We start from the raw sequence: 24998 nt of genomic DNA on the forward strand, positions 1-24998 counted from the left end.
TGAATCCATAATCGACTCGGTCTTTCAGGTCGATGGACAACGCAACGCACCTCGGTCGGCCCCCTCTCCCTCCGGGAGAGGGCTGGGGTGAGGGCTGCAATTTCAGGCCGGGCGATGATGATCAATCTGCGCGGCTCAAAGAGGTCCACAAAAGCTGCGCCGCATACCCTCGACAAGGCCGCCAGGCCTCAGCGCGCAAAGCCAGATCCCGCGCTGTCGGCCGCTCGCCTTCGAGCACCTCCAACGCGCGCAACAACCCGACATCGCCATGGGGAAACCCATCCAAATCCCGCAACTGCCGCAACGCAATGTACTGCGCCGTCCACTCACCTATCCCGTGCAACGCCAGTAGCCGTGCCACGCCGCCCTTGCGATTCGGCTCGAACAATGAAGGTTCTTCCAGCAACGCCTGCGCCACCCCCGACAGCGTCCGCCCGCGACTTTTCGGCATGCCCAGCGCCGCCAGATCTGCCACTGCCAACACGTGCGCCTCGGGAAACACATGCGTCAATCCGGGCATGGTGGAATCCAGCGGCGCGCCATATTGCGCCACCAGTTTTCCCGCCAGACGAATCGCCGCCACCACGGTAATCTGCTGCCCGAGCACCGCGCGAAAGGCCAGTTCCAAGCCATCCCACGCTCCGGGAATCCGCAATCCCGGCCGCTCGGCAATCAGCCGCGCCAGCAACGGATCATTCGCCAGATGCCCATGCATCACCGCCAGATCCGCATCCAGATCAAACATCCGCCGCAACCTGATAACGATCTCGGGCACCGCTGCCGGATCAGCAAAGTCCAGCTCGACCTCCAGCGCATCCGCTGCCCCAAGCCACACCGAAACCGTGCCGTGAACACCGTTCAATCCAATCGCGCGCGAATACACACCATCGACCACGGTCTCCATCCCGACCACAGCCCGTGCCGCCAGAAACCCCAACATCGCCTCCCAGTCATACGGCGGCGCATACACAAGCGGCAACCTCACAACGACAGCACACCGCTGTACAAACCGTAAGCCGCCAGCCCCGCACCGATGACCACGCAGGTGAAAATGCCTTTCTCGACATGGGTGAACAACGGCTCGCCCGCCTCATGCTTGGCCTTGGCAAACAGAATCACCCCCGGCGCATACAACAGCGCCGACAGCAGCAAATACTTCACCCCGCCGGCGTACAACAGCCACACCGCATAACCGAGGGCAATACCGCCGATCAGCAGGTCCTTGGTGCGCTCTGCCGAGGCGTGTTCATAGGTTTCGCCGCGCCCGCTCAACAGCACTGCGTACGCCGCCGACCACAGGTACGGCACCAGAATCATCGACGAGGCCAGATAAATCAGGCTGGTGTAAGTCCCTGCCGAAAACAGCGTGATCAACAGGAAAATCTGGATCATCGCGTTGGTCAGCCACAGCGCGTTGACCGGCACATGGTTCTTGTTTTCCTTTTTCAGGAACGCCGGCATGGTCTTGTCCTTGGCCGTGGCGAAGAGAATCTCCGCACACAGCAACGCCCACGACAACAACGCGCCGAGCAGGGAAATCGCCAGACCAACGCTGATCAACAGCGCCCCCCACGGCCCGACGATGTGCTCGAGTACCGCCGCCAGTGACGGGTTCTGCAGATTCGCCAGTTCCGGCTGGCTCATGATCCCCAGCGACAGCACGTTCACCAGCACCAGCAGCGCCAGCACGCCGACAAAACCGATCACCGTGGCGCGACCGACATCGCTGCGTTTCTCCGCCCGCGCCGAGTACACGCTGGCGCCTTCGATGCCGATGAACACGAACACCGTGACCAGCATCATGTTGCGCACCTGATCCATCACCCCGCCGAAATTCGGGTTGCTGGTACCCCAGATGTCGCGGGTAAAAATGTCAGCCTTGAAGGCGACGGCAGCGATGACGATGAACATGATCAGCGGTACGACTTTGGCCACCGTGGTCAGCTGATTGATCAGCGCCGCCTCCTTGATCCCGCGCATCACCAGAAAATGCACGGCCCACAGCAGCACCGAGGCGCAGCCGATGGCGATCGGCGTATTGCCCTGGCCAAACACCGGAAAGAAATAGCCGAGGGTGCTGAACAGCAGGACGAAATAACCGACGTTGCCCAGCCACGCACTGATCCAGTAACCCCAGGCGGACGAGAAGCCCATGTAGTCGCCAAACCCGGCCTTGGCGTAGGCATAGACACCCGAGTCCAGTTCCGGCTTGCGATTGGCCAGAGTCTGGAACACGAATGCCAGGGTCAACATGCCGATCGCGGTAATCCCCCAACCGATCAGAATCGCCCCGGCATCCGCGCGCGCCGCCATGTTTTGCGGCAGCGAAAAAATCCCCCCGCCAATCATCGAACCCACCACCAGGGCGATCAACGCGCCAAGGCGCAGCTTTTGCGTCGGTTGCGACATTTCATTTTCCCTTTGAAGTGTGGTGAGAGTTTATTTGTAACAACTATTAACTAAACGGATAAAGGTAGATGACGTTTATCAGGTAACGCCAATTAACGCCCATTTATATATAGCTGATGACGCTAACGCCTAGCACGTTAAGACAGTTTTGTGCGCTGATCCTGATAAATCAATTCTGTACTGAAAACAGAGCCGGAAAATTTGCCAAACGCTGAAAAAGAACTAGCGTGATAATTCGAAAGTAATAATAGCCATTCCCAAAAATGTAGCCACAACGCCTCTAGGACGGGCCTTGCGGGCAGGATATTTATGCCTTCAGTCGAAGCCTAAGTCATTCATTAACAATGGAATGTGACCATGCACTGATCTAAGTCAGCTGTTTGAACAGACAACAGAACTACGCTGTGATCTCTTCTCTCCTGCAATGGAGTCATGCAATGTCTGAAGCTCCCGGAAAACTACGACTAGGTGCACTGGTTGCATTGGTAGTCGGCTCAATGATCGGTGGCGGGATATTCTCCTTGCCGCAAAACATGGCCGCCAGCGCCGACGTCGGTGCAGTGCTGATCGGTTGGGCCATCACCGCTGTCGGCATGCTCACACTCGCTTTTGTCTTTCAAACCCTCGCCAATCGCAAGCCTGACCTGGACGGTGGTGTCTACGCCTACGCCAAGGCCGGTTTCGGCGATTACATGGGTTTCTCGTCCGCCTGGGGTTACTGGATCAGTGCCTGGCTGGGCAACGTCGGTTACTTCGTTCTGCTGTTCAGCACCCTCGGCTATTTCTTTCCGGTTTTCGGCGAGGGCAATACCGTCGCAGCCGTGATTGGCGCCTCGGTGCTGCTGTGGGCCGTACACTTTCTGGTGCTGCGCGGGATCAAGGAAGCGGCGTTCATCAACCTGGTGACCACGGTCGCCAAAGTCGTGCCGCTGCTGCTGTTCGTGCTGATCGCGGTGTTCGCCTTCAAACTGGACATCTTCACCGCCGACATCTGGGGCATCAAAAACCCGGATCTGGGCAGCGTGATGAATCAGGTGCGCAACATGATGCTGGTCACCGTGTGGGTGTTCATCGGCATAGAGGGCGCGAGCATCTTCTCGGCCCGCGCCGAGAAACGTTCAGACGTGGGTAAAGCCACCGTGATCGGTTTCATCACCGTGCTGCTGTTTCTGGTGCTGGTGAACGTGCTGTCGCTGGGCATCATGACCCAACCGGAACTGGCGAAACTGCAGAACCCGTCGATGGCCGCCGTGCTTGAGCACGTGGTCGGTCACTGGGGTGCGGTGCTGATCAGCGTCGGTCTGATCATCTCGCTGCTGGGGGCGCTGCTGTCGTGGGTGCTGCTGTGTGCGGAGATCATGTTCGCCGCCGCCAAAGACCACACCATGCCGGAGTTCCTGCGCAAGGAAAACGCCAACCACGTACCGGTCAACGCCCTGTGGCTGACCAACGCGATGGTGCAGATTTTCCTGATCATCACGCTGTTTTCGGCCAGTACTTACCTTTCGCTGATCTACCTCGCCACCTCGATGATTCTGGTGCCCTACCTGTGGTCGGCGGCCTATGCCCTGCTACTGGCGGTGCGCGGCGAAAGCTACGAAGGCTTCGCGGCCGAACGCCGTAAGGATCTGATTATCGGCGGCATCGCGCTGATCTACGCGGTGTGGCTGCTGTATGCCGGCGGGGTCAAGTATCTGCTGCTCTCGGCCCTGCTCTACGCACCTGGCGCGATCCTGTTCGCCAAAGCCAAGCTGGAACTCAAACAACCGATTTTCACTAACGTCGAGAAGCTGATTTTCGCCGCAGTGGTCGTGGGTGCCCTGGTGGCTGCCTACGGTCTCTACGACGGCTTCCTGACTCTGTAACCCCTGATTGTTTTGTTATCTGGAGGATCTGAAATGACCACGGAAAAAGTTAAGTACGGCGTCCATTCCGAAGCCGGCAAACTGCGCAAAGTCATGGTGTGCTCCCCAGGTCTGGCCCATCAGCGGCTGACCCCGAACAACTGCGATGAGCTGCTGTTCGATGACGTGCTCTGGGTGGCCCAGGCCAAGCGCGACCACTTCGACTTCGTCACCAAAATGCGCGAGCGCGGCATCGACGTGCTGGAAATGCACAACCTGCTGACCGACATCGTCGCTATCCCGGAAGCGCTGGACTGGATTCTCGAACGCAAGGTCACCGCCGATTCGGTGGGCTTGGGCCTGATCAACGAAGTGAAATCCTGGCTGAAAAGCCTGGAGCCACGGCACATCGCCGAATTCCTGATTGGCGGCGTGTCTGCCGATGATCTGCCGGACAGCTTCGGTGGCAAAACCATCCAGATGTTCCGCGACTTCCTCGGCCACTCCAGCTTCATTCTGCCGCCGCTGCCGAATACCCAGTTCACCCGCGACACCACCTGCTGGATTTACGGTGGCGTGACGTTGAACCCGATGTACTGGCCAGCGCGCCGTCAGGAAACCCTGCTGGCCACCGCCATCTACAAATTCCACCCGCAGTTCACCAACGCCGAATTCGAAATCTGGTACGGCGATCCGGACAAGGAACACGGCAGCTCCACCCTTGAAGGCGGCGACGTCATGCCAATCGGCAACGGCGTGGTGCTGATCGGTATGGGCGAACGCTCATCCCGCCAGGCCATCGGCCAACTGGCGCTGAATCTGTTCAAGAACAAAGCCGTGGAAAAAGTCATCGTCGCCGGCCTGCCGAAATCCCGCGCGGCGATGCACCTCGACACTGTATTCAGCTTCTGCGACCGCGACCTCGTGACGATTTTCCCTGAGGTGGTTAATCAGATTGTCGCGTTCACCCTGCGCCCTGACGAAAGCAAACAGGGCGGCATCGACATCCGCCGCGAAGAAGGCACCTTCCTCGACACCGTGGCCAAAGCCCTCAACCTGCCGAAGCTGCGCGTGGTGGAAACCGGCGGCAACAGCTTCGCAGCCGAACGCGAGCAATGGGACGACGGCAACAACGTGGTGGCCGTGGAGCCGGGCGTGGTCATCGGCTACGACCGCAACACTTACACCAACACCCTGCTGCGCAAGGCAGGCGTGGAAGTTATCACCATCAGCGCCGGTGAGCTGGGCCGAGGCCGTGGCGGTGGCCACTGCATGACCTGCCCGATCATCCGCGACCCAATCGATTACTAAACGACCATCTCCCCGGCCGCACCTACCCCGTAGCGGCCGGGCCGATTACCGAATCCAAGGAGAATCATCATGGCGTTCAACATCCACAACCGTAACCTGCTCAGCCTGGAACACCACACCCCACGTGAGCTGCGTTACCTGCTCGACCTGTCCCGCGATCTGAAACGCGCCAAGTACACCGGCACCGAGCAACAACACCTGAAGGGCAACAACATCGCCCTGATCTTCGAAAAAACTTCGACCCGTACCCGCTGCGCCTTCGAAGTGGCGGCCTATGACCAAGGCGCCAACGTCACCTACATCGACCCGAACTCGTCGCAGATCGGCCACAAGGAAAGCATGAAAGACACCGCACGCGTGCTGGGTCGTATGTACGACGCCATCGAGTACCGTGGCTTCAAACAGGAAATCGTCGAAGAGCTGGCCAAGTTCGCCGGTGTGCCGGTGTTCAACGGTCTGACCGATGAATATCACCCGACTCAGATGATCGCCGACGTGCTGACCATGCGTGAACACGCCGACAAGCCGATCCATGAGATCAGCTACGCCTACTTGGGCGACGCGCGCAACAACATGGGCAACTCGCTGCTGCTGGTCGGCGCCAAACTCGGCATGGACGTGCGCATCTGCGCGCCGAAAGCGCTGTGGCCACTGGATGATCTGGTCGAGCGTTGCCACAAATATGCCGAAGAAAGCGGTGCGCGCATCACCCTGACTGAAGACCCGAAAGCGGCGGTCAAAGGCGTCGACTTCATTCACACCGACGTTTGGGTATCGATGGGCGAGCCAGTGGAAGCCTGGGCCGAGCGTATCCAGCAACTGCTGCCGTATCAGGTCAATGCCGAACTGATGAAAGCCAGCGGCAACCCGCGCACCAAGTTCATGCACTGCCTGCCGGCATTCCACAACAGCGATACCAAGGTCGGCAAACAGATTGCCGAGCAGTATCCGCACCTGAAAAACGGCATCGAAGTGACCGACGACGTGTTCGAGTCGCCGGCCTGCATCGCCTTCGAGCAAGCGGAAAACCGCATGCACACGATCAAGGCGATTCTGGTCTCGACCCTGGCTGATCTGTAACCACTGCTGATCCATGATCGTTCCCACGCTCCCGCGTAGGAATGCATCCCGTGACGCTCTGCGTCACAGCGGACGCGGAGCGTCCGTGGCGGCATTCCCACGCAGAGCGTGGGAACGATCACTACGAAAAGGACATGCACCATGCGTATCGTCGTAGCTCTGGGCGGTAACGCCCTGCTCCGCCGTGGTGAACCGATGACCGCTGACAATCAGCGCGCCAACATCCGCATCGCCACCGAGCAAATCGCCAAGATCCATCCCGGCAACCAACTGGTCATCGCCCACGGCAATGGCCCGCAAGTCGGCCTGCTGTCGCTGCAAGCAGCGGCCTACACCTCGGTCACCCCTTATCCGCTGGACGTGCTCGGTGCGGAAACCGAAGGCATGATCGGCTACATCATCGAACAGGAACTGGGCAACCTGCTCGACTTCGAAGTGCCGTTCGCCACCCTGCTGACCCAAGTTGAAGTCGACGCCAACGACCCCGCGTTCAAGAACCCGACCAAACCGATTGGCCCGGTTTACGACAAGGCCGAAGCGGAAAAACTCGCCGCCGATAAAGGCTGGGCGATTGCTCCGGACGGCGACAAGTTCCGCCGTGTGGTGGCCAGCCCTCGGCCAAAACGCATCTTCGAAATCCGCCCGATCAAGTGGTTGCTGGACAAGGGCAGCATCGTGATTTGCGCCGGTGGCGGCGGGATTCCGACCATGTACGACGAGAACCGCAACCTCAAAGGCATTGAGGCGGTGATCGACAAGGATCTGTGCTCGTCGCTGCTTGCCGAGCAACTGGAAGCCGACCTGCTGGTGATCGCCACGGACGTCAATGCGGCGTTCATCGACTACGGTAAACCGACGCAGAAAGCTATTGCCGAAGCGCACCCGGACGAACTCGAACGCCTCGGTTTCGCCGCCGGCTCGATGGGGCCGAAGGTACAGGCAGCCTGCGAATTTGCGCGCCATACTGGCAAGGTCGCGGTGATCGGTTCGCTGGCGGATATCGAAGCCATCGTTCAGGGCACTGCCGGTACGCGTGTGACTACCGCCAAGCCCGGCATCACTTACCGATAATTAGAAACTGCGGGGGCAGGCCCGAGGTCTGCCCTTCTCCCATGCCTTGAAAGGAGAAAACCATGGCCCAGTTTGAACCCGGTCATTTGCACATCGAGCGACACGCGTTGACCGACGATGACGTCAATTACAACGTGCACCTCGACTATGAAGTGTTCACCGACCCGCAGAAAGGCAAAGGGATTCAGTTCACCCTGCATGGCAGCATGCAGGGCAAAGACATGAAGGAAACGTTTTTCCTGCCCAAGGAAGAGGCTTACAACTTCGCCCGTGACGTGACCCGGATCGCCGAGAAATACGGGATTCCCAAGGCTCATAGCCAGATCGGTTCGGTGCACAAGCATTACGATTTGATGTTTGAAGACATCCGCAAGCAGTTGAATATGCAATCCGGGGACCCGGTCAATCCCGAGCATTTCGAATAACCCGAAAAGCCCCTCACCCTAATCCTCTCCCAAAGGGAGAGGGGACTGATGGGGGGATGCTGCAGAGTTACGCCGACCTGATCCTGTATCACTGAATCCATAATCGACTCGATTTAACAGGTCGACGTATAGCGCCAGACACCTCGGTCAGCCCCCTCTCCCTCCGGGAGAGGGCTGGGGTGAGGGTGCTTTTGCTTTCACCTCTCTCCAAGCCCAAGGCATACTTGCCACCCTCCGCTCTGCAGATCACTGAACCGCCCCATGCGTATCCACGTCAGCTTCATCGACCGCGTCGGCATCACCCAGGAAGTCCTGGCTATCCTCGGTGGGCGCAATCTCAATCTGGATGCGGTGGAGATGATCCCCCCCAACGTCTACATCGACGCGCCGACCCTCAGCCCACAAGTGCTCGAAGAACTGAAAGATGCGCTGTTCCGCGTTCTCGGTGTAGAGGCTGTGACCGTGGTCGACATCCTCCCCGGCCAGCGTCGGCACTTGCAACTCGACGCGTTGCTGGCTGCGATGACCGACCCGGTGCTCGCCCTCGACAGCGCCGGCAAAGTGCTGCTGGCCAACCCGGCATTGATCGCGTTGTACGGTCGTGAACCGGCCGGGGAAGGTGTCGCTGAACTGTTCAACGATCCCGCCCTGCTCGACACCTTGCTCGAGCACGGCTTTCGTCTGCCGCTGCGTGAAATCACCGTCAACGGTCAGACCCTGCTGCTCGACGCTACGCCGATCACCGACGCCGGCGCCCTGCTGACCTTGTACCAACCGAACCGCATTGGCGAACAACTCTCGGCGCTGCACCACGACCACGCCGAAGGTTTCGACGCGCTGCTCGGCGAATCCCCGGCAATCCGCACCCTCAAGGCTCGTGCGCAACGGGTCGCCGCCCTCGACGCGCCGCTGCTGATTCAAGGCGAAACAGGCACCGGTAAAGAACTGGTCGCCCGCGCCTGCCACGCCATCAGCGCGCGACACACTGCACCGTTTCTGGCCCTCAACTGCGCAGCGTTGCCAGAGAACCTCGCCGAAAGCGAACTGTTCGGCTACGCCCCCGGCGCCTTCACCGGCGCGGCGCGTGGCGGCAAACCGGGGCTGATGGAACTGGCCAACCAAGGCACGGTGTTTCTCGATGAGATCGGCGAGATGTCGCCGTACTTGCAGGCCAAGCTGCTGCGTTTCTTGAACGACGGCAGCTTCCGCCGCGTCGGCGGTGATCGCGAAGTGAAGGTCAACGTGCGCATCCTCAGCGCGACCCACCGCGATCTGGAAAAAATGGTCAGCGAAGGCTTGTTCCGCGAAGATCTGTTTTATCGCCTCAACGTGCTCAACGTTGAAGTGCCGCCACTGCGTGAACGCGGCCAGGATATTCTGCTGTTGGCGCGCTATTTCATGCAGCAGGCCTGCGCGCAGATTCAGCGTCCGGTCTGCCGCCTGGCCCCGGGGACTTACCCGGCCCTGCTCGGCAATCGCTGGCCGGGCAACGTGCGGCAATTGCAGAACGTGATCTTCCGCGCCGCAGCGATTTGCGAGAGCAGCCTGGTGGATATCGGCGATCTCGACATCGCCGGCACCTCAGTGGCGCGTCAGGCCGACAGCGATGTCGACAGCCTCGAACAAGCGGTCGAAGCCTTTGAGCGATCGCTGCTGGAAAAGCTCTACGTCAGCTACCCCTCGACCCGACAACTGGCCAGCCGCCTGCAAACCTCGCACACCGCGATCGCCCATCGCCTGCGCAAATACGGCATCCCCAACAAATCCTGAAAACACCACAAATCCCCCCTGTGGGAGCGAGCCTGCTCGCGAAAGCGGTATATCAGCAGAATCATTGATGACTGACACACCCTCTTCGCGAGCAGGCTCGCTCCCACAGGAGTTAGAGGGTGGATTCGAAGTCGCATCAAAAACGACCTCCAGCTGTACTGAAAGCGCTACAGCGGAACGATATCGATACACCCTCCCCCAATCACCGCTGTGCAAGGCTTTGATCCCGTTCAGCTTTTATCCCTGCGCCCACCTGTAGCGATTTCGCTACACACACCGAATCAAGTGAGTTCACGCAAACACGCAACCAATTGATTTATAACAACAAATCAACTTTGGCCGCATTCTTGCTAATCAACCCCTCATAAATAAGGGCCTTCGCGCCCGACTATTCCACCGCGTCCACCAGACGAGTCTGGCCCCCTGAGGAGTTTCCATGAGCGAGTTGCGTTTTACTGAAGATCACGAATGGCTGCGCACCGAAGCTGACGGCAGCGTTACTGTCGGCATCACCGCTTTCGCGCAGAACGCCCTCGGCGACGTGGTGTTCGTGCAACTGCCTGAATTGCAGGCTTACGACAAAGGCGCCGAAGCCGCCACCGTGGAATCGGTGAAAGCCGCCAGCGGCGTGTACATGCCTCTGGACGGTGAAGTATTGGCGATCAACCCGGCACTGGAAGACAGCCCGGAGCTGGTCAACGAAGATCCGCTGGGCGAAGGCTGGTTCTTCCGCTTCAAGCCAAGCGATGCATCGGCCGTGGCCAAACTGCTCGACCAGGACGCGTACGACCGTCTGATCAAAGCCCAAGCCGAAGCCTGAGGAGTAGTGACATGAGCCAAATCAACCTCGGCACCGCCAACGAATTCATTGCCCGTCACATCGGCCCGCGCGCCGGTGACGAGCAAGCCATGCTCAACAGCCTCGGCTTCGATTCGCTCGAAGCGTTGAGCGCCAGCGTCATCCCGGAAAGCATCAAGGGCACCAGCGTGCTCGGCATGGACGACGGCCTCAGCGAAGCCGATGCCCTGGCGATGATCAAAGGCATCGCCGGGAAGAATCAGCTGTTCAAGACCTACATCGGCCAGGGCTACTACAACTGCCACACGCCGTCGCCGATCCTCCGTAACCTGCTGGAAAACCCGGCCTGGTACACCGCTTACACGCCGTACCAGCCGGAAATTTCCCAGGGCCGTCTCGAAGCGCTGCTGAACTTCCAGACCATGATCAGCGACCTCACCGGTCTGCCGATTGCCAACGCCTCTTTGCTCGACGAAGCCACCGCTGCTGCCGAAGCCATGACCTTCTGCAAACGCCTGAGCAAGAACAAGGGCAGCCACCAATTCTTCGCCTCGATCCACAGCCACCCGCAAACCCTCGACGTGCTGCGCACCCGTGCCGAGCCGTTGGGCATCGACGTTGTAGTGGGCGATGAACGTGAACTGACCGACGTGACGCCGTTCTTCGGCGCACTGCTGCAATACCCGGCGAGCAACGGTGACGTGTTCGACTACCGCGAACTGACCGAACGCTTCCACGCCGCCAACGCTTTGGTCGCCGTCGCCGCTGACCTGCTGGCTCTGACGCTGTTGACCGCCCCGGGCGAGTTCGGCGCGGACGTCGCCATCGGTTCGGCGCAACGCTTCGGCGTGCCGCTGGGCTTCGGTGGCCCGCACGCCGCTTACTTCTCCACCAAAGATGCGTTCAAGCGTGATATGCCGGGTCGTCTGGTCGGTGTCTCGGTTGACCGTTTCGGTAAGCCGGCCCTGCGTCTGGCCATGCAAACCCGCGAACAACACATCCGTCGCGAGAAGGCCACCTCGAACATCTGCACCGCGCAGGTACTGCTGGCCAACATCGCCAGCATGTACGCCGTCTACCACGGCCCGAAAGGCCTGACGCAAATCGCCAACCGCATACATCACCTGACCGCGATTCTGGCCAAGGGCCTGACCGCGCTCGGCGCGAAAGTCGAACAAGCCAGCTTCTTCGACACCCTGACCGTGGCCACCGGCGCACAAACCGCCGCACTGCACGACAAGGCACACGCTGCACAGATCAACCTGCGCGTGATCGACGCTCAGCGTCTGGGCTTGTCGGTCGACGAAACCACCACCCAGGCTGATATCGAAACCTTGTGGGGTCTGTTCGCCGACGGCAAGACCCTGCCGGACTTCGCTGCCCTCGCCGCGTCCGTGCAGAGCACCATCCCTGCATCGCTGGTACGCCAGTCGCCAATCCTCAGCCATCCGGTATTCAACCGTTATCACTCGGAAACCGAGCTGATGCGCTACCTGCGCAAACTGGCCGACAAGGACCTGGCACTGGATCGCACCATGATCCCGCTGGGCTCGTGCACCATGAAACTCAACGCCGCCAGCGAAATGATCCCGGTGACCTGGGCTGAATTCGGTGCCCTGCACCCGTTCGCCCCGGCCGCACAAAGTGCCGGCTACCAGCAACTGACCGACGAGCTGGAAGCGATGCTCTGTGCCGCTACCGGTTACGACGCGATCTCGCTGCAACCGAACGCCGGTTCGCAAGGTGAATACGCAGGCCTGCTGGCCATCCGTGCCTACCACCAGAGCCGTGGCGATGAGCGCCGCGACATCTGCCTGATTCCCTCGTCCGCTCACGGCACCAACCCGGCTACCGCCAACATGGCCGGCATGCGCGTGGTCGTGACCGCGTGCGATGCGCGTGGCAACGTCGACATTGAAGACCTGCGCGCCAAAGCCATCGAGCACCGCGAACACCTCGCCGCGCTGATGATCACTTACCCGTCGACCCATGGCGTGTTCGAAGAAGGCATCCGTGAAATCTGCGGGATCATTCATGACAACGGCGGCCAGGTGTACATCGACGGCGCCAACATGAACGCGATGGTCGGCCTCTGCGCACCGGGCAAGTTCGGCGGCGACGTCTCGCACCTGAACCTGCACAAAACCTTCTGCATCCCCCACGGCGGTGGCGGCCCGGGCGTTGGCCCGATTGGCGTCAAGTCGCACCTGACGCCGTTCCTGCCGGGCCACGGCCAGATGGAACGCAAGGAAGGCGCGGTCTGCGCGGCACCATTCGGCAGCGCGAGCATTCTGCCGATCACCTGGATGTACATTCGCATGATGGGTGGCGCCGGCCTGAAGCGCGCATCGCAACTGGCGATCCTCAACGCCAACTACATTTCCCGTCGTCTCGAAGAGCACTACCCCGTGCTGTACACCGGCAGCAATGGTCTGGTGGCGCACGAATGCATCCTCGATCTGCGTCCATTGAAAGACAGCAGCGGCATCAGCGTTGATGACGTCGCCAAGCGCCTGATCGACTTCGGCTTCCACGCCCCGACCATGTCGTTCCCGGTCGCTGGCACGCTGATGATCGAACCGACCGAAAGCGAATCCAAGGAAGAACTGGATCGCTTCTGTGACGCCATGATCCGCATCCGCGAAGAAATCCGCGCTGTGGAAAACGGCACGCTGGACAAGGACGACAACCCACTGAAAAACGCTCCGCACACAGCGGCTGAGTTGGTTGGCGAGTGGACTCACCCGTACAGCCGCGAGCAGGCCGTTTATCCGGTTGCTTCGTTGATCGAAGGCAAATACTGGCCACCGGTCGGTCGCGTCGACAACGTCTTCGGCGATCGCAACCTGGTCTGTGCCTGCCCGTCGATCGAAAGCTACGCTTAAACGAATGAGGGGCGTTTTAATCGCCCCGATTTCTGCAACACCACAGATCCCCCTGTGGGAGCGAGCCTGCTCGCGAAAGCGTAGTGTCAGTTAATGAAAGGTTGTCTGACCCAGCGCTTTCGCGAGCAGGCTCGCTCCCACAAGGAATCTGCGACCGATTTCGGACTTCCGCCAATTCCTATAACAAGAAACCGGAGAACCACTCATGTCGTTAAGCGTGTTCGACCTGTTCAAGATTGGCATCGGCCCCTCCAGTTCCCACACCGTCGGCCCGATGCGTGCAGCTGCGCGTTTCGCCGAAGGTTTGCGCCGTGAAAACCTGCTGACGGCCACCGCCAGCGTCCGCGTCGAGTTGTACGGTTCCCTCGGCGCCACCGGTAAAGGTCACGGCAGCGACAAAGCCGTGCTGCTCGGCCTCGAAGGCGAACACCCGGACACCGTCGATACCGAAACCGTTGCCGCCCGCCTGCAAGAAATTCGCGGCAACGGCCGGCTTAACCTGCTCGGTGAACACAGCATTGCGTTCAACGAGAAAGAACACCTGGCGATGATTCGCAAGCCACTGGCCTATCACCCCAACGGCATGATCTTCCGCGCCTTCGATGCGGCAGGCCTGCAGATTCGCAGCCGCGAGTACTACTCGGTTGGTGGCGGCTTTGTCGTCGATGAAGACGCCGCTGGTGCCGACCGCATCGTCGAAGACGCCACACCACTGACCTTCCCGTTCAAAAGTGCCAAGGATTTACTCGGTCATTGCGCCACTTACGGTCTGTCGATCAGTCAGGTGATGCTGACCAACGAAAGCGCCTGGCGCCCCGAAGCGGAGACCCGCGCCGGGCTGCTGAACATCTGGCAGGTGATGCAGGATTGCGTTGCCGCCGGTTGCCGTAACGAAGGCATTCTGCCGGGCGGTTTGAAGGTCAAACGCCGGGCGGCGGCGCTGCATCGGCAACTGTGCAAAAACCCGGAATCAGCGCTGCGCGATCCGTTGTCGGTGCTCGACTGGGTCAACCTGTACGCCTTGGCGGTCAACGAAGAAAACGCCAACGGCGGCCGCGTGGTCACCGCACCCACTAACGGTGCGGCGGGGATCATTCCGGCGGTGCTGCATTACTACATGCGTTTTATCCCCGGTGCGAATGACGACGGCGTCGTACGGTTTCTGCTTACGGCGGCGGCCATCGGCATTCTCTACAAGGAAAATGCCTCGATCTCCGGCGCCGAAGTCGGCTGTCAGGGCGAAGTCGGCGTCGCTTGTTCAATGGCCGCCGGCGCGTTGTGTGAAGTGCTCGGCGGCAGTGTTCAGCAAGTCGAAAACGCGGCGGAAATCGGCATGGAACATAACCTCGGCCTGACCTGTGACCCGATTGGCGGACTGGTGCAAGTGCCGTGCATCGAGCGCAATGCGATGGGCTCGGTGAAAGCCATCAACGCGGTGCGCATGGCCCTGCGTGGCGACGGCCAGCATTTCGTCTCCCTCGACAAAGTCATCCGCACCATGCGCCAGACCGGCGCCGACATGAAAAGCAAATACAAAGAGACCGCCCGCGGCGGTCTGGCGGTCAACATTATCGAATGCTGATCACGAACCGGAACTAGCCCCCTCTCCCTCTGGGAGATAACCGTACCTAACTCCCTCTCCCTCCGGGAGAGGGCTGGGGTGAGGGGCTTTTGATCTTGATCTAGCCCTATACCCCAAAACTCAAATTTTCAAGGAGCCACGCATGTCCACCGAACAACTGTCGAAAACCCCGCTGCACGCTCTGCACCTCGAACTCGGCGCCCGCATGGTGCCGTTCGCCGGCTACGACATGCCGGTGCAATACCCGCTCGGCGTGATGAAAGAACACCAGCACACCCGTGAGCAGGCCGGGCTATTCGATGTCTCGCACATGGGCCAGATCCGCCTGACCGGCGCCAACGCCGCCAAAGCGCTGGAAACCCTCGTGCCGGTGGACATCATTGACCTGCCAGTGGGCATGCAGCGCTACGCGATGTTCACCAACGAGACCGGTGGCATTCTCGACGACCTGATGGTCGCCAATCTCGGCAACGACGAACTGTTCCTGGTGGTCAACGCCGCGTGCAAGGATCAGGATCTGGCTCACTTGCAAAAACACATCGGCGATCAGTGCACCATTACGGCGCTGTTCGAAGAGCGTGCGCTGTTGGCATTGCAAGGTCCGGCGGCGGTCACCGTGCTGGCGCGACTGGCACCTTCCGTTGAAAAAATGACTTTTATGCAGTTCGCCCGTGTGGGTCTGCTGGGTGTCGACTGCTTCGTCAGCCGCTCGGGCTACACCGGTGAAGACGGTTTCGAAATCTCGGTACCTGCCGCCGACGCGGAAAAACTCGCCCGCGCCCTGCTCGCTGAACCGGAAGTCCAGGCCATCGGCCTCGGTGCCCGCGATTCGCTGCGCCTGGAAGCCGGCCTGTGCCTGTATGGCCACGACATGAACACCGAGACCACGCCGATCGAAGCCAGCCTGTTGTGGGCGATTTCCAAGCCACGTCGCGCGGATGGCGCGCGGGCTGGCGGTTTCCCGGGCGCGGAGAATATTTTCGCCCAGCAACAGAATGGCGTCGCACGCAAACGTGTCGGCCTGCTGCCACAAGAACGTACGCCGGTGCGTGAAGGCGCAGAAATCGTCAACGAAGCTGGCGAAATCATCGGCAGCGTGTGCAGCGGTGGCTTCGGCCCAACCTTGGGTGGACCGTTGGCAATGGGTTACCTCGACAGTGCTTATGTCACGCTCGATACAGCGGTCTGGGCAATCGTACGTGGGAAAAAGGTGCAAATGCTTGTAAGCAAAATGCCATTTGTTCCACAACGCTACTATCGTGGTTGATTGACTGTTTCTATAAGTAACGCGATTGCGTAATACGTGCACTAATGTGTCACGCAATCGCCACAAAAAAGTGCATTTTCTAACAATCGATTCGAATATGAACTTTGCTTATAACGTTCGAAAACAATTGAACAAGCGAATCGTCTAAGCCGCACTAGTGGAATGACTAACTGCCAGCAAGCGCAGCAAATCCGGGGCCTTCACGGGGCTTGTTTTTTCTCCCGTAGTTGGCGTAGAGTTTGTCCACTGTGTTTGCATGGGTCAGCTTGGAATCGTGACCTGGGCAGTAGCCTACAAGTTAGCTACATCCCGTTCGACGTCTTCTTACTCTCCTGCAACCAGCCCCAGTACTCTTTCATGAGAAAGAGACTGTCATCAATTTTTGCGTCAAAGGAAATAAGAAATGTCCACACGTCAGAGCGGTACCGTCAAGTGGTTTAACGACGAGAAAGGTTTTGGTTTTATCACTCCAGAAAGCGGTCCGGATCTGTTCGTGCATTTCCGCGCCATTCAGGGCAACGGCTTCAAAAGCCTGAAAGAAGGCCAGAAAGTGACTTTCGTTGCTGTGCAAGGCCAGAAAGGCATGCAGGCTGACGAAGTACAAGCAGAAGCCTGATTTCTGTTACTAAAAAGCCCCTGATATTGATATCAGGGGCTTTTTTGTGCGCGCGAATCCGTAAAATGGCGCTTCACTTTGCGTCCAGAGGCTGCCATGTCGAAAAACCTGCTCACCCCACAGGGCGATTTTCCTGCCGTTGGCCTGGGCCGTCGTCTGGCCGCGATGTTCTATGACTTTCTGTTGTGCACAGCGCTGCTGATCGTCACCGGTTTCGTTTACAAACTGATCCAGGCCGCGATCATTGGCGAAGAACGCCTGCGTGTGCTGACTGATGCCGGAAAAATGGACGGCGACCCGCTCTACTCCACCATGCTGCTGCTGGTGTTGTTCGCATTCTTCGCCAAGTTCTGGACCCACGGCGGGCAGACGCTGGGCATGCAGGTGTGGGGCATTCGCGTGCAGAACAAGGACGGCACAGCGATCAGCCTGTGGCAGGCGCTGTTGCGCTTCATGGTGTCGATTGCGTCGTGGTTGTGCGTCGGTCTGGGATTCTTCTGGTCGCTGTACGACAAGCAGAAGCGCACGTGGCATGACATCTATTCCGATACTCGCGTCGTGCGGATCCCGAAAAAGACCCAATAATTTCCAGACTCTGAAAACCACTGTGGGAGCGAGCCTGCTCGCGAAGGCGGCGTATCAGTCGATTTCAATGGTGACTGATACACCGCTTTCGCGAGCAGGCTCGCTCCCACAGGTTTTGTGGCGCTTTTCAGAGTTTAGGCGTTACCGGCCAGCTTCATCCGTGCTGCCTGGGTGAAGTCGAGCATGCGCTTCAGCGGCCGGATCGCCTGCGGGATCAACGCCGGATCAACAAAGATCTCGTTCGTGCCTTCCTTCAAGCTCTTGAGCGTGCGCTCAAGGGTGTTCATGGCCATCCACGGGCAATGCGCGCAACTGCGGCAGGCTGCGCCGTTACCGGCAGTTGGCGCCTCGATAAAGACCTTGTCCGGGCACAACTGCTGCATCTTGTAGAAGATGCCGCGGTCGGTCGCGACGATCAGCGTCTTGTTCGGCAACGACTGTGCAGCGGCAATCAGCTGACTGGTCGAGCCAACGGCATCTGCCAGTTCGATCACCGACGTCGGCGACTCCGGGTGCACCAGAATCGCGGCGTCCGGATACAGCGCTTTCATGTCTTCGAGCTGCTTGGACTTGAACTCTTCGTGAACGATGCAGGCACCGTCCCAGAGCAGCATGTCGGCGCCGGTCTTGCGCTGAATGTAGGTGCCCAGGTGCTTGTCAGGGCCCCAAATGATCGTCTCGCCGTTGTCCATCAGGCTTTCGACGATCTCCAACGCGCAACTCGATGTCACCACCCAGTCGGCCCGTGCTTTCACAGCAGCGGAAGTGTTGGCATACACCACCACTGTGCGTTCCGGGTGCTGATCACAGAACGCCGAAAACTCATCGACCGGGCAACCCAGGTCCAGCGAGCAGGTCGCCTCCAGGGTTGGCATCAGTACGCGTTTTTCCGGGTTGAGAATCTTCGCGGTCTCGCCCATGAACTTCACGCCGGCCACCACGACGGTCTTCGCCGGGTGAGCGTTGCCGAAGCGGGCCATTTCCAGGGAATCGGAGACACAGCCACCGGTTTCTTCGGCCAGGGCCTGAATCACCGGATCGCAATAAAAGTGGGCCACCAGCACCGCGTCCTGAGCCTTGAGCTCGGCGGCGATGGCGGAACGGTAATAAGCCTCTTCCTCGACCGTCAGCGGTTTGGGCTGTTTGGCATCGAGGTGGGCTTGAACCAGAAGGCGTTCGGAAATCTGCGTCATGTTCGCAAGACCTGCAGGCGCGTTCGCGCGAAAGTCGAGTATACACCCGGCTCCGGACCGCTTGAGGGTACCGCCGGGAGAGTGAGTATTATCAGGCACGGACAGCATTGAAGCTGCGCAAGGCTACAGAATATCCCGTTGATACAAAAGATGATTCTGACCTGCGTCAGCACTGCCGGTATTGAAAAAACGCATAGCGAAATTGCAGGCAAAAAAAAACCCGGAAATCCTCACTTTCGTGGGCCTTCCGGATTTTCTAAACCGCCAAATATGGTGGGTCGTGTGGGATTCGAACCTACGACCAATTGGTTAAAAGCCAACTGCTCTACCAACTGAGCTAACGACCCGCTGTGTGGTGGCGCGTATAATACTGATTTTTAAGGACTATTCAACACCTTTTTGAAAATAATCAAAAATAAGGTGTTGGATCGTCCACACCAGCGGCCGCAAAGCCCTCTGCGCGCAGGCGGCAGCTGTCGCATTTGCCGCACGCGCGGCCTTCATCGTCGGCCTGATAGCAGGAAACGGTGAGGCCATAATCAACGCCAAGCTTCACGCCGGCCTGGACGATCTGCGCCTTGCTCAGGTTCTGCAACGGCGCCTGGATGCGGAAGCCATTGCCTTCCACGCCAGCCTTGGTCGCCAGATTGGCCATGCGCTCGAACGACTCGATGAACTCGGGACGGCAATCCGGGTAACCGGAATAGTCCACTGCGTTGACACCAATGAAGATGTCGCGCGCGCCGAGCACTTCTGCCCAGCCCAACGCCAGCGACAAGAACACCGTGTTACGCGCTGGCACGTACGTCACCGGAATGCCTTCGCCCAACTCTTCAGGGATGTCGATGCTGGTGTCGGTCAGTGCCGAGCCGCCCATACCATTCAGGTTGAGACCAATCACCTTGTGCTCGATCACACCCAGGTCGCGGGCGACGCGTGCGGCGGCGTGCAATTCGGCATGGGAACGCTGGCCGTAATCGAAGCTCATGGTGTAGCAGCTGTAGCCTTGTGCGCGAGCCATGGCTACAACGGTTGCCGAATCCAGGCCACCTGACAGCAGGATGACCGCGCGTTTTTCGAGAGTGTTCAGTTGTTCGCTCATATCAGCGCCCCGGCTCGTCGTTCCAAAGATATTTATGCAACTGCAATTGCAACCGCACCGGCAGGTTGTCCGCCACCACCCAATCCGCCAGATCGCGGGCATTGAGGTCATGGTGACTTGGAGAAAACAGCACTTCGCCGGCACGTCGATCAAGACCGTACTGAATCAGTTTGGAGACGGCCCAGTCATAGTCGTCCCGCGAGCAGATGACAAACTTCACCTGATCGTTGGGCGTCAGCAGTTCGATGTTCTCGTAACGGTTGCGATGGGCTTCTTTCGAATCCGGCGTCTTCAGGTCGACAACGCGACTGACGCGCGGATCGACCGCCGAGACGTCGAGGGCGCCGCTGGTTTCCAGTGAGACCTCATAACCGGCATCACACAACTGTTTGAGCAAAGGAATGGCATTGGGCTGTGCCAGCGGTTCACCGCCGGTAACGCAGACGTAGCGCGGACGAAATCCGGCCACTTGCTCAAGGATATCGTCGAGGGTGCGCACAGTGCCGCCACTGAATGCATAGGCGCTGTCGCAGTATTGGCAACGCAATGGGCAACCGGTCAGGCGCACAAAAACCGTGGGCAGCCCGGCAGTCCGCGTTTCCCCCTGCAACGAGTAGAAAACTTCGGTGATTCTCAATGTGTCTTGCATAGTCGCCACGGGCGTAACAGCTAAACAGGCTGTCCGCCTCCGTCAGGCACTTCAGGTAATCCCGCCAACGCGTAGACCACAAGAAGCGTGTTCAGAAAAAGGGCGTGAATTCTAACGAAAAAACCCGCGACAAGCGCGGGTTTCTTCCAAACGGGTCAAGCGTGCTTACATGCGTTGCAGATCGCGTTGAGCCAACTGAGCGGCGGACGTGCCCGGGTATTGGGCCACCACCTGCTGCAGAATGCCTTTGACCTTGTCGGTATGACCGAGGCGGCGCTCTACATCAGCCAGCTTGTACAGCGAATCCGGCACTTTGGCGTGCTTGGGATACAGCTGCGAAACCTTGGCAAAAGCCTGACCTGCACCTTGCAGATCGCCTTTGGCCAGATTCACTTCACCCAACCAGTACTGCGCGTTGCCCGCGTATTGGCTGTTCGGGTATTTGCGCAGGAAAGCGGCAAAAGCCTGACTGGCCTTGTCGAAATCCTTGGCTTTGATCAGGTCGAAAGCGGCATCGTAATACAGCTTTTCCTTGGCCGGATCACCCGGTTCGCTGCTCGCAGCAGGTGCCTGGGCAGCAGCCCCGGCGCCAGCGGCAGCACCGGCAGCAGCACTTGCATCGCCACCGGCAGAAGAATTCTCAGGAGTCGCGGCAGGTGCAGCACCGGATCCTATGCGCCGATCAAGATCCTGGTATCGCTCCAGGGATTCCTGCTTCATGCGCGCAACCTGATTCTGCAGTTCTTCAATCACACCTTGCTGGCGCGAAATCTGATCCTGCATTTGTTGCAGTTGGTTGAACAGCATGCCTTGTGCCGAGGCAGGGGCCGAAGCCGCTCCCCCGGCATAGGCGCCGTTCGTACCGTAACCTGCAGGCGGATAACTGCTCCCGCTATTGTTATAACCGGAGTTGTCATCGACCACAGGAACCGCAGCCCACACCGCAAGCGGCGCGAGGCTGAGAGCCAGAACAGTTACAGCACGACGGCACGTTCGCATATCGAATTACTTACGCAGTTCGACGCGACGGTTTTGAGCCCAGGACTGCTCGTCGTTGCCGGTAGCAACTGGACGCTCTTCGCCGTAGGAAACCAGTTCCAGCTGAGCTGGGGAAACACCTTGCAGTACCAGGTAGCGTTGAACGGCTTTCGCACGACGCTCGCCCAGTGCCATGTTGTACTCACGAGTACCACGTTCGTCGGTGTTGCCTTCCAGAACAACGCGAGCGCCGTTTGCTTTCAGGTCTTTGGCGTGAACGTCCAGAGCGCGCATGGCTTCTGGCTTCAGGTCCGAGCTGTCGTATTCGAAGTAGAAGGTGGTGATTGCGCGCAGAGCAGCTTCTTCGCTCAGGGAACCGTCAACGGCACCAGTGTTTGCGCCGTAACCAGCGTTTGGATCAACAGCGCCTTCACCGGCGTTGTCGCCGCCTTTGGACGAGCAACCTACAGCTACAGCCATGGCCAGAGCCAGCGCAGCAAATTTACCAAACTTCAGCATTTCCATCGTGAAACTCCTAATGAACCCCAGTGTGTTAAGTAAAACGTGTAGCGCCGCGTCAGTTCAGGTAAGGGGACCAGGACGGTTCTCTGACTTCGCCTTGAGCGGTAGGAAGCGGGAGCCTCACGCGTCCATTAATGGACACGAGCATCAAGACTCCCCGGCCCTGCTGGCGGGTGGCGTAGATTACCATGGTGCCGTTGGGCGCAACAGTAGGTGACTCGTCCAGAGTGCTATCAGTGAGGATCTTTACACTACCTCGCTGCAAATCCTGGGCCGCCACCTTGAAATTGGTGAAGCCATCCTGACGATGGATCATCACCAGAGTCTTTTCATCAGCCGACAGTTTCGGGTTGGCGTTGTAGTTGCCAATGAACGTCACACGCTCGGCACCGCCGCCACTGGCGCTGGTTTTGTAGATCTGTGGCTTGCCGCCACGGTCGGACGTGAAGTAGATGGTCGAACCATCCTTGCCCCAATACGGTTCGGTGTTGATGCCAGGACCCGCAGTTACGCGAGTGATCTGACGCGAACCGAGGTTCATCACATAGATGTCCGGGTTACCGTCTTTCGAGAGTACGAACGCCAGGCGATTGCCATCCGGCGACCAGGCTGGCGCGCCATTCAGGCCTTCGAAGTTGGTGATCTGCTCGCGGCGACCGGTGTCGATGTTCTGCATGAAGATCCGTGGACGCTTCTGCTCGAACGATACGTAGGCGATACGCTTGCCATCCGGCGCAAAACGCGGCGACAGAATTGGTTCGCGCGATTGCAGCAGAGTCACCGCGCGGGCACCGTCATAGTCCGAACGTTGCAGGGTGTAACGCGTGTTCTTCTCGGAGAAGCGCTCGGCCGTCACGTACAGCAGACGGGTCGAAAACGCACCTTTGATACCGGTGAGTTTTTCGAACGACTGGTCAGAGATGTAGTGCGCCATGTCGCGCAGTTGCTCGGTAGTACCGGAAACACTGCCGTCAGCCACTTTCTGTTCGGTGGCCACGTTGAACAATGCCCACTGCACCTGCAGACGACCGCCCGCGGGAACAATGCTGCCGACCATCATGTATTGAGCGCCCACCGCCTTCCAGTCACGGAAGATGATTTCGCTCGGCTGACTTGGCTGGCTGATCATGTTTTGCTTTGGAATCGGCGAGTAGTAGCCCGAGTTGCGCAAATCGTTACCAATGATTTCAGCCATGTCGTCCGGCAGTACTGCACCGCCCTGGAAACCGAACGGTACAACGGCGATCGGGGTAGCCCGATCGCTGCCGCTGGTAACCAGAATGTTCTTTTCATCCGCCATCGCGATCCCTGCCATGCAGCAGATCACGACCAGCATTCCTCGAAGAAGGTTTCTCACAAGGCTAGATCCTCAGGTGTGAATGTCATCTTGAATGAACGATACGGAGCGAAATCGCTCGGCTTCATTCCCTGCATTTCTGTCAAACGTCCAATATTCTTCACTGCCGCGACTGCCGACGCATCGAACGGACCATCACCGCTGGACTTGGCCACGCTGACCGAAGTCACCGTACCGTCCGGCAACATGCCGATTTGCAGCACGACCGTCATGCCTTTGCGTGCCGAAGGTGGACGGGCCCAACCCTCTGCTGCTCGCGCACGAATCAGGTCATCGAAACTGCCCGCGACTTCGTCACCCTGCTCATCGGCCAAGGCTTGCTGACGCTGCGGCGTATCGGAAAGCAGATCGGCCAAGGCCTGAGCCTTTTTGTCTTCGGTCGATTTACGTGCCGCATCCTGCGCTTTCTTCTTCGCAGCATCGGCAGCAGCTTTCTTCTTCGCTTCGTCGGCGATTTTCTTCTTCGCCTCTTCAGCTTCAGCTTTTTTCTTGGCGTCTTCGGCGGCTTTCTTCTTCGCGTCTTCGACGATCTTCTTCTTGGCTTCTTCAGCGGCGGCTTTCTTGGCCTCTTCTTCAGCAGCCTTTTTCGCTTCTTCTTCAGATTTCTTCTTGGCTATATCAGCCAATTGTTTCTCTTCGGCCTTCTTGGCTTCGGCGGTCTTCTTCGCTTCATCGGCTTTTTTGGCTTCATCAGCCTTTTTCGCCTCGTCTGCTTTCTTCGACTCGTCGGCCTTCTTGGCTTCCTCGGCTTTTTGATCCGCTTCTTCTTTCTTTTGTTCCGCAGCGGCCTTGATCTCTTCCTGCTCGACCTTCTTCTGTTCCATTTGCTCGACTTCGGTCTGGCGCGCGGCGGATTTCTTCGCCTCACCCGCAATCTTCTGATTGGTCTGGGTGGTTGCCTGACTTTTCGATTTCAGCTGGTACAGGGTCGCCTGGACGATCGGTTTGGCCGGCGGCAGTTCCGGTGTGAAGGCAAAACTGACGAACAGCATGCCGAACACCAGCACGTGCAGGACAATTGCCAGAACACTAGGCCAGAAGTAGCTTTCCGAGGCGGACGGCTCTCGCTGTTGCTGCATCAGGGGGCCTCGGTAATCAAACCAACATTACCGACCCCGGCTTTCTGCAACCCGCCCATGGCGCCCATGACGGAACCATAGTCGACGGTCTTGTCACCGCGGATAAAGACCTGTGTACGCTTGCCGCCTTCAGTGCCGGCACGAATGATCTTGGTCACCGCGTCGGTCATTTGCGGCAGGGTCATGGCCCTGTCCTGTTGCTTCTCGGTATCGACTTCGCTGCCAAGGTTCCAGTAGTAGGTCTTGTCAGCCTTGATCGAAATGGTCAGGACCTGAGTGTTGTTGTCCTGCGGCAAGGCTTCGCTGGAAACCTTGGGCAGATCAACTTTCACGCCCTGATTGAGCATCGGCGCGGTCACCATGAAGATGACCAGCAGCACCAACATCACGTCGATGTAGGGCACCACGTTCATCTCGGCGACCGGCTTGCGCTTTTTGCGAGCTCGAGCGATTAAAGCCATTGGAAATTACCTG

At 58.9% G+C, this 24998-nt stretch carries 22 protein-coding genes and 1 tRNA gene; 12 read left to right on the top strand and 11 right to left on the bottom strand.

Translation table 11 applies throughout. The features are described from left to right. Positions 1-121: 121 nt before the first annotated feature. Together L8H52_RS18870 and arcD (L8H52_RS18875) are read right to left on the bottom strand one after the other, a co-directional pair. On the bottom strand, positions 122-985 hold the full coding sequence (locus L8H52_RS18870; protein ID WP_242208184.1) for a DNA-3-methyladenine glycosylase: 864 nt from the start codon (positions 983-985) through the stop codon (positions 122-124). Further along, the gene (gene arcD / locus L8H52_RS18875; protein ID WP_242208183.1) at positions 982-2409 is read right to left on the bottom strand and encodes an arginine-ornithine antiporter; all 1428 of its coding nucleotides are present in this window, start codon (positions 2407-2409) and stop codon (positions 982-984) included. The genes L8H52_RS18870 and arcD (L8H52_RS18875) overlap by 4 nt, the downstream gene beginning before the upstream one ends. A 437-nt stretch (positions 2410-2846) precedes the next feature. Here arcD (L8H52_RS18875) and arcD (L8H52_RS18880) point away from each other — a divergent pair, with 437 nt between their 5' ends. The 12 genes from arcD (L8H52_RS18880) (at position 2847) to L8H52_RS18935 (ending at position 17644) form a co-directional block, all read left to right on the top strand. Beyond that, positions 2847-4274, top strand: a complete 1428-nt coding sequence (arcD, locus tag L8H52_RS18880; protein ID WP_008086807.1) for an arginine-ornithine antiporter — start codon at positions 2847-2849, stop codon at positions 4272-4274. Between the two features lie 33 nt (positions 4275-4307). Continuing rightward, on the top strand, positions 4308-5564 hold the full coding sequence (arcA, locus tag L8H52_RS18885; RefSeq protein ID WP_008086806.1) for an arginine deiminase: 1257 nt from the start codon (positions 4308-4310) through the stop codon (positions 5562-5564). 69 nt (positions 5565-5633) lie between these two features. Further along, positions 5634-6644 (top strand): ornithine carbamoyltransferase, encoded by a 1011-nt coding sequence (locus tag L8H52_RS18890; RefSeq protein WP_008086805.1) that lies wholly within the window; start codon positions 5634-5636, stop codon positions 6642-6644. Between the two features lie 141 nt (positions 6645-6785). Then, positions 6786-7715 carry a carbamate kinase gene (gene arcC, locus L8H52_RS18895; RefSeq protein WP_064119120.1) on the top strand — a complete coding sequence of 310 codons (930 nt, stop codon included), beginning with the start codon at positions 6786-6788 and terminating at the stop codon, positions 7713-7715. 62 nt (positions 7716-7777) lie between these two features. Beyond that, on the top strand, positions 7778-8140 hold the full coding sequence (locus tag L8H52_RS18900) for a DUF5064 family protein (protein ID WP_085689376.1): 363 nt from the start codon (positions 7778-7780) through the stop codon (positions 8138-8140). Between the two features lie 261 nt (positions 8141-8401). Further along, entirely contained in the window at positions 8402-9910 is a 1509-nt protein-coding gene (locus L8H52_RS18905; protein ID WP_242208182.1) for a sigma-54-dependent transcriptional regulator, read from the top strand. A 436-nt stretch (positions 9911-10346) separates the two neighbouring features. Beyond that, positions 10347-10730: a glycine cleavage system protein GcvH gene (gcvH, locus tag L8H52_RS18910; RefSeq protein WP_242208181.1), complete on the top strand. Its 384-nt coding sequence runs from the start codon at positions 10347-10349 to the stop codon at positions 10728-10730. An 11-nt stretch (positions 10731-10741) separates the two neighbouring features. Next, positions 10742-13594: an aminomethyl-transferring glycine dehydrogenase gene (gene gcvP / locus L8H52_RS18915; protein WP_242208180.1), complete on the top strand. Its 2853-nt coding sequence runs from the start codon at positions 10742-10744 to the stop codon at positions 13592-13594. A gap of 205 nt (positions 13595-13799) precedes the next feature. Continuing rightward, positions 13800-15176: an L-serine ammonia-lyase gene (locus L8H52_RS18920; RefSeq protein WP_242208179.1), complete on the top strand. Its 1377-nt coding sequence runs from the start codon at positions 13800-13802 to the stop codon at positions 15174-15176. A gap of 142 nt (positions 15177-15318) precedes the next feature. Next, positions 15319-16443, top strand: a complete 1125-nt coding sequence (gene gcvT / locus L8H52_RS18925; RefSeq protein ID WP_242208178.1) for a glycine cleavage system aminomethyltransferase GcvT — start codon at positions 15319-15321, stop codon at positions 16441-16443. 403 nt (positions 16444-16846) lie between these two features. After that, the gene (locus tag L8H52_RS18930) at positions 16847-17059 is read left to right on the top strand and encodes a cold-shock protein (protein WP_003227496.1); all 213 of its coding nucleotides are present in this window, start codon (positions 16847-16849) and stop codon (positions 17057-17059) included. 96 nt (positions 17060-17155) lie between these two features. Beyond that, on the top strand, positions 17156-17644 hold the full coding sequence (locus L8H52_RS18935) for an RDD family protein (RefSeq protein WP_242208177.1): 489 nt from the start codon (positions 17156-17158) through the stop codon (positions 17642-17644). Between the two features lie 134 nt (positions 17645-17778). Here L8H52_RS18935 and nadA read toward each other — a convergent pair whose 3' ends face one another. The 9 genes from nadA to tolR form a co-directional block, all read right to left on the bottom strand. Continuing rightward, on the bottom strand, positions 17779-18837 hold the full coding sequence (gene nadA, locus L8H52_RS18940) for a quinolinate synthase NadA (protein ID WP_213026402.1): 1059 nt from the start codon (positions 18835-18837) through the stop codon (positions 17779-17781). Positions 18838-19108: 271 nt separating this feature from the next. Continuing rightward, positions 19109-19184, bottom strand: a tRNA-Lys gene (locus L8H52_RS18945). A gap of 62 nt (positions 19185-19246) precedes the next feature. Further along, complete coding sequence (queC, locus tag L8H52_RS18950; RefSeq protein WP_242208176.1) at positions 19247-19939, bottom strand: 7-cyano-7-deazaguanine synthase QueC; 693 nt, start codon at positions 19937-19939, stop codon at positions 19247-19249. Between the two features lies 1 nt (position 19940). Further along, positions 19941-20588, bottom strand: coding sequence for a 7-carboxy-7-deazaguanine synthase QueE (queE, locus tag L8H52_RS18955; RefSeq protein WP_007912722.1), 648 nt, complete (start codon positions 20586-20588; stop codon positions 19941-19943). A gap of 165 nt (positions 20589-20753) precedes the next feature. Next, positions 20754-21587 carry a tol-pal system protein YbgF gene (ybgF, locus tag L8H52_RS18960; RefSeq protein WP_242208175.1) on the bottom strand — a complete coding sequence of 278 codons (834 nt, stop codon included), beginning with the start codon at positions 21585-21587 and terminating at the stop codon, positions 20754-20756. Positions 21588-21593: 6 nt separating this feature from the next. Next, complete coding sequence (gene pal, locus L8H52_RS18965) at positions 21594-22091, bottom strand: peptidoglycan-associated lipoprotein Pal (protein ID WP_003178634.1); 498 nt, start codon at positions 22089-22091, stop codon at positions 21594-21596. Between the two features lie 52 nt (positions 22092-22143). Next, positions 22144-23424, bottom strand: a complete 1281-nt coding sequence (gene tolB, locus L8H52_RS18970) for a Tol-Pal system beta propeller repeat protein TolB (protein WP_171057245.1) — start codon at positions 23422-23424, stop codon at positions 22144-22146. 17 nt (positions 23425-23441) lie between these two features. Continuing rightward, positions 23442-24524, bottom strand: a complete 1083-nt coding sequence (gene tolA, locus L8H52_RS18975; protein WP_242208174.1) for a cell envelope integrity protein TolA — start codon at positions 24522-24524, stop codon at positions 23442-23444. After that, positions 24524-24976 (bottom strand): protein TolR, encoded by a 453-nt coding sequence (gene tolR, locus L8H52_RS18980; protein WP_161806672.1) that lies wholly within the window; start codon positions 24974-24976, stop codon positions 24524-24526. The genes tolA and tolR overlap by 1 nt, the downstream gene beginning before the upstream one ends. Between the last annotated feature and the right edge of the window lie 22 nt (positions 24977-24998).

This window comes from Pseudomonas sp. CROZ-RG-20F-R04-15 (genome assembly GCF_022662375.1).
Classification (GTDB): Bacteria; Pseudomonadota; Gammaproteobacteria; order Pseudomonadales; family Pseudomonadaceae; genus Aquipseudomonas.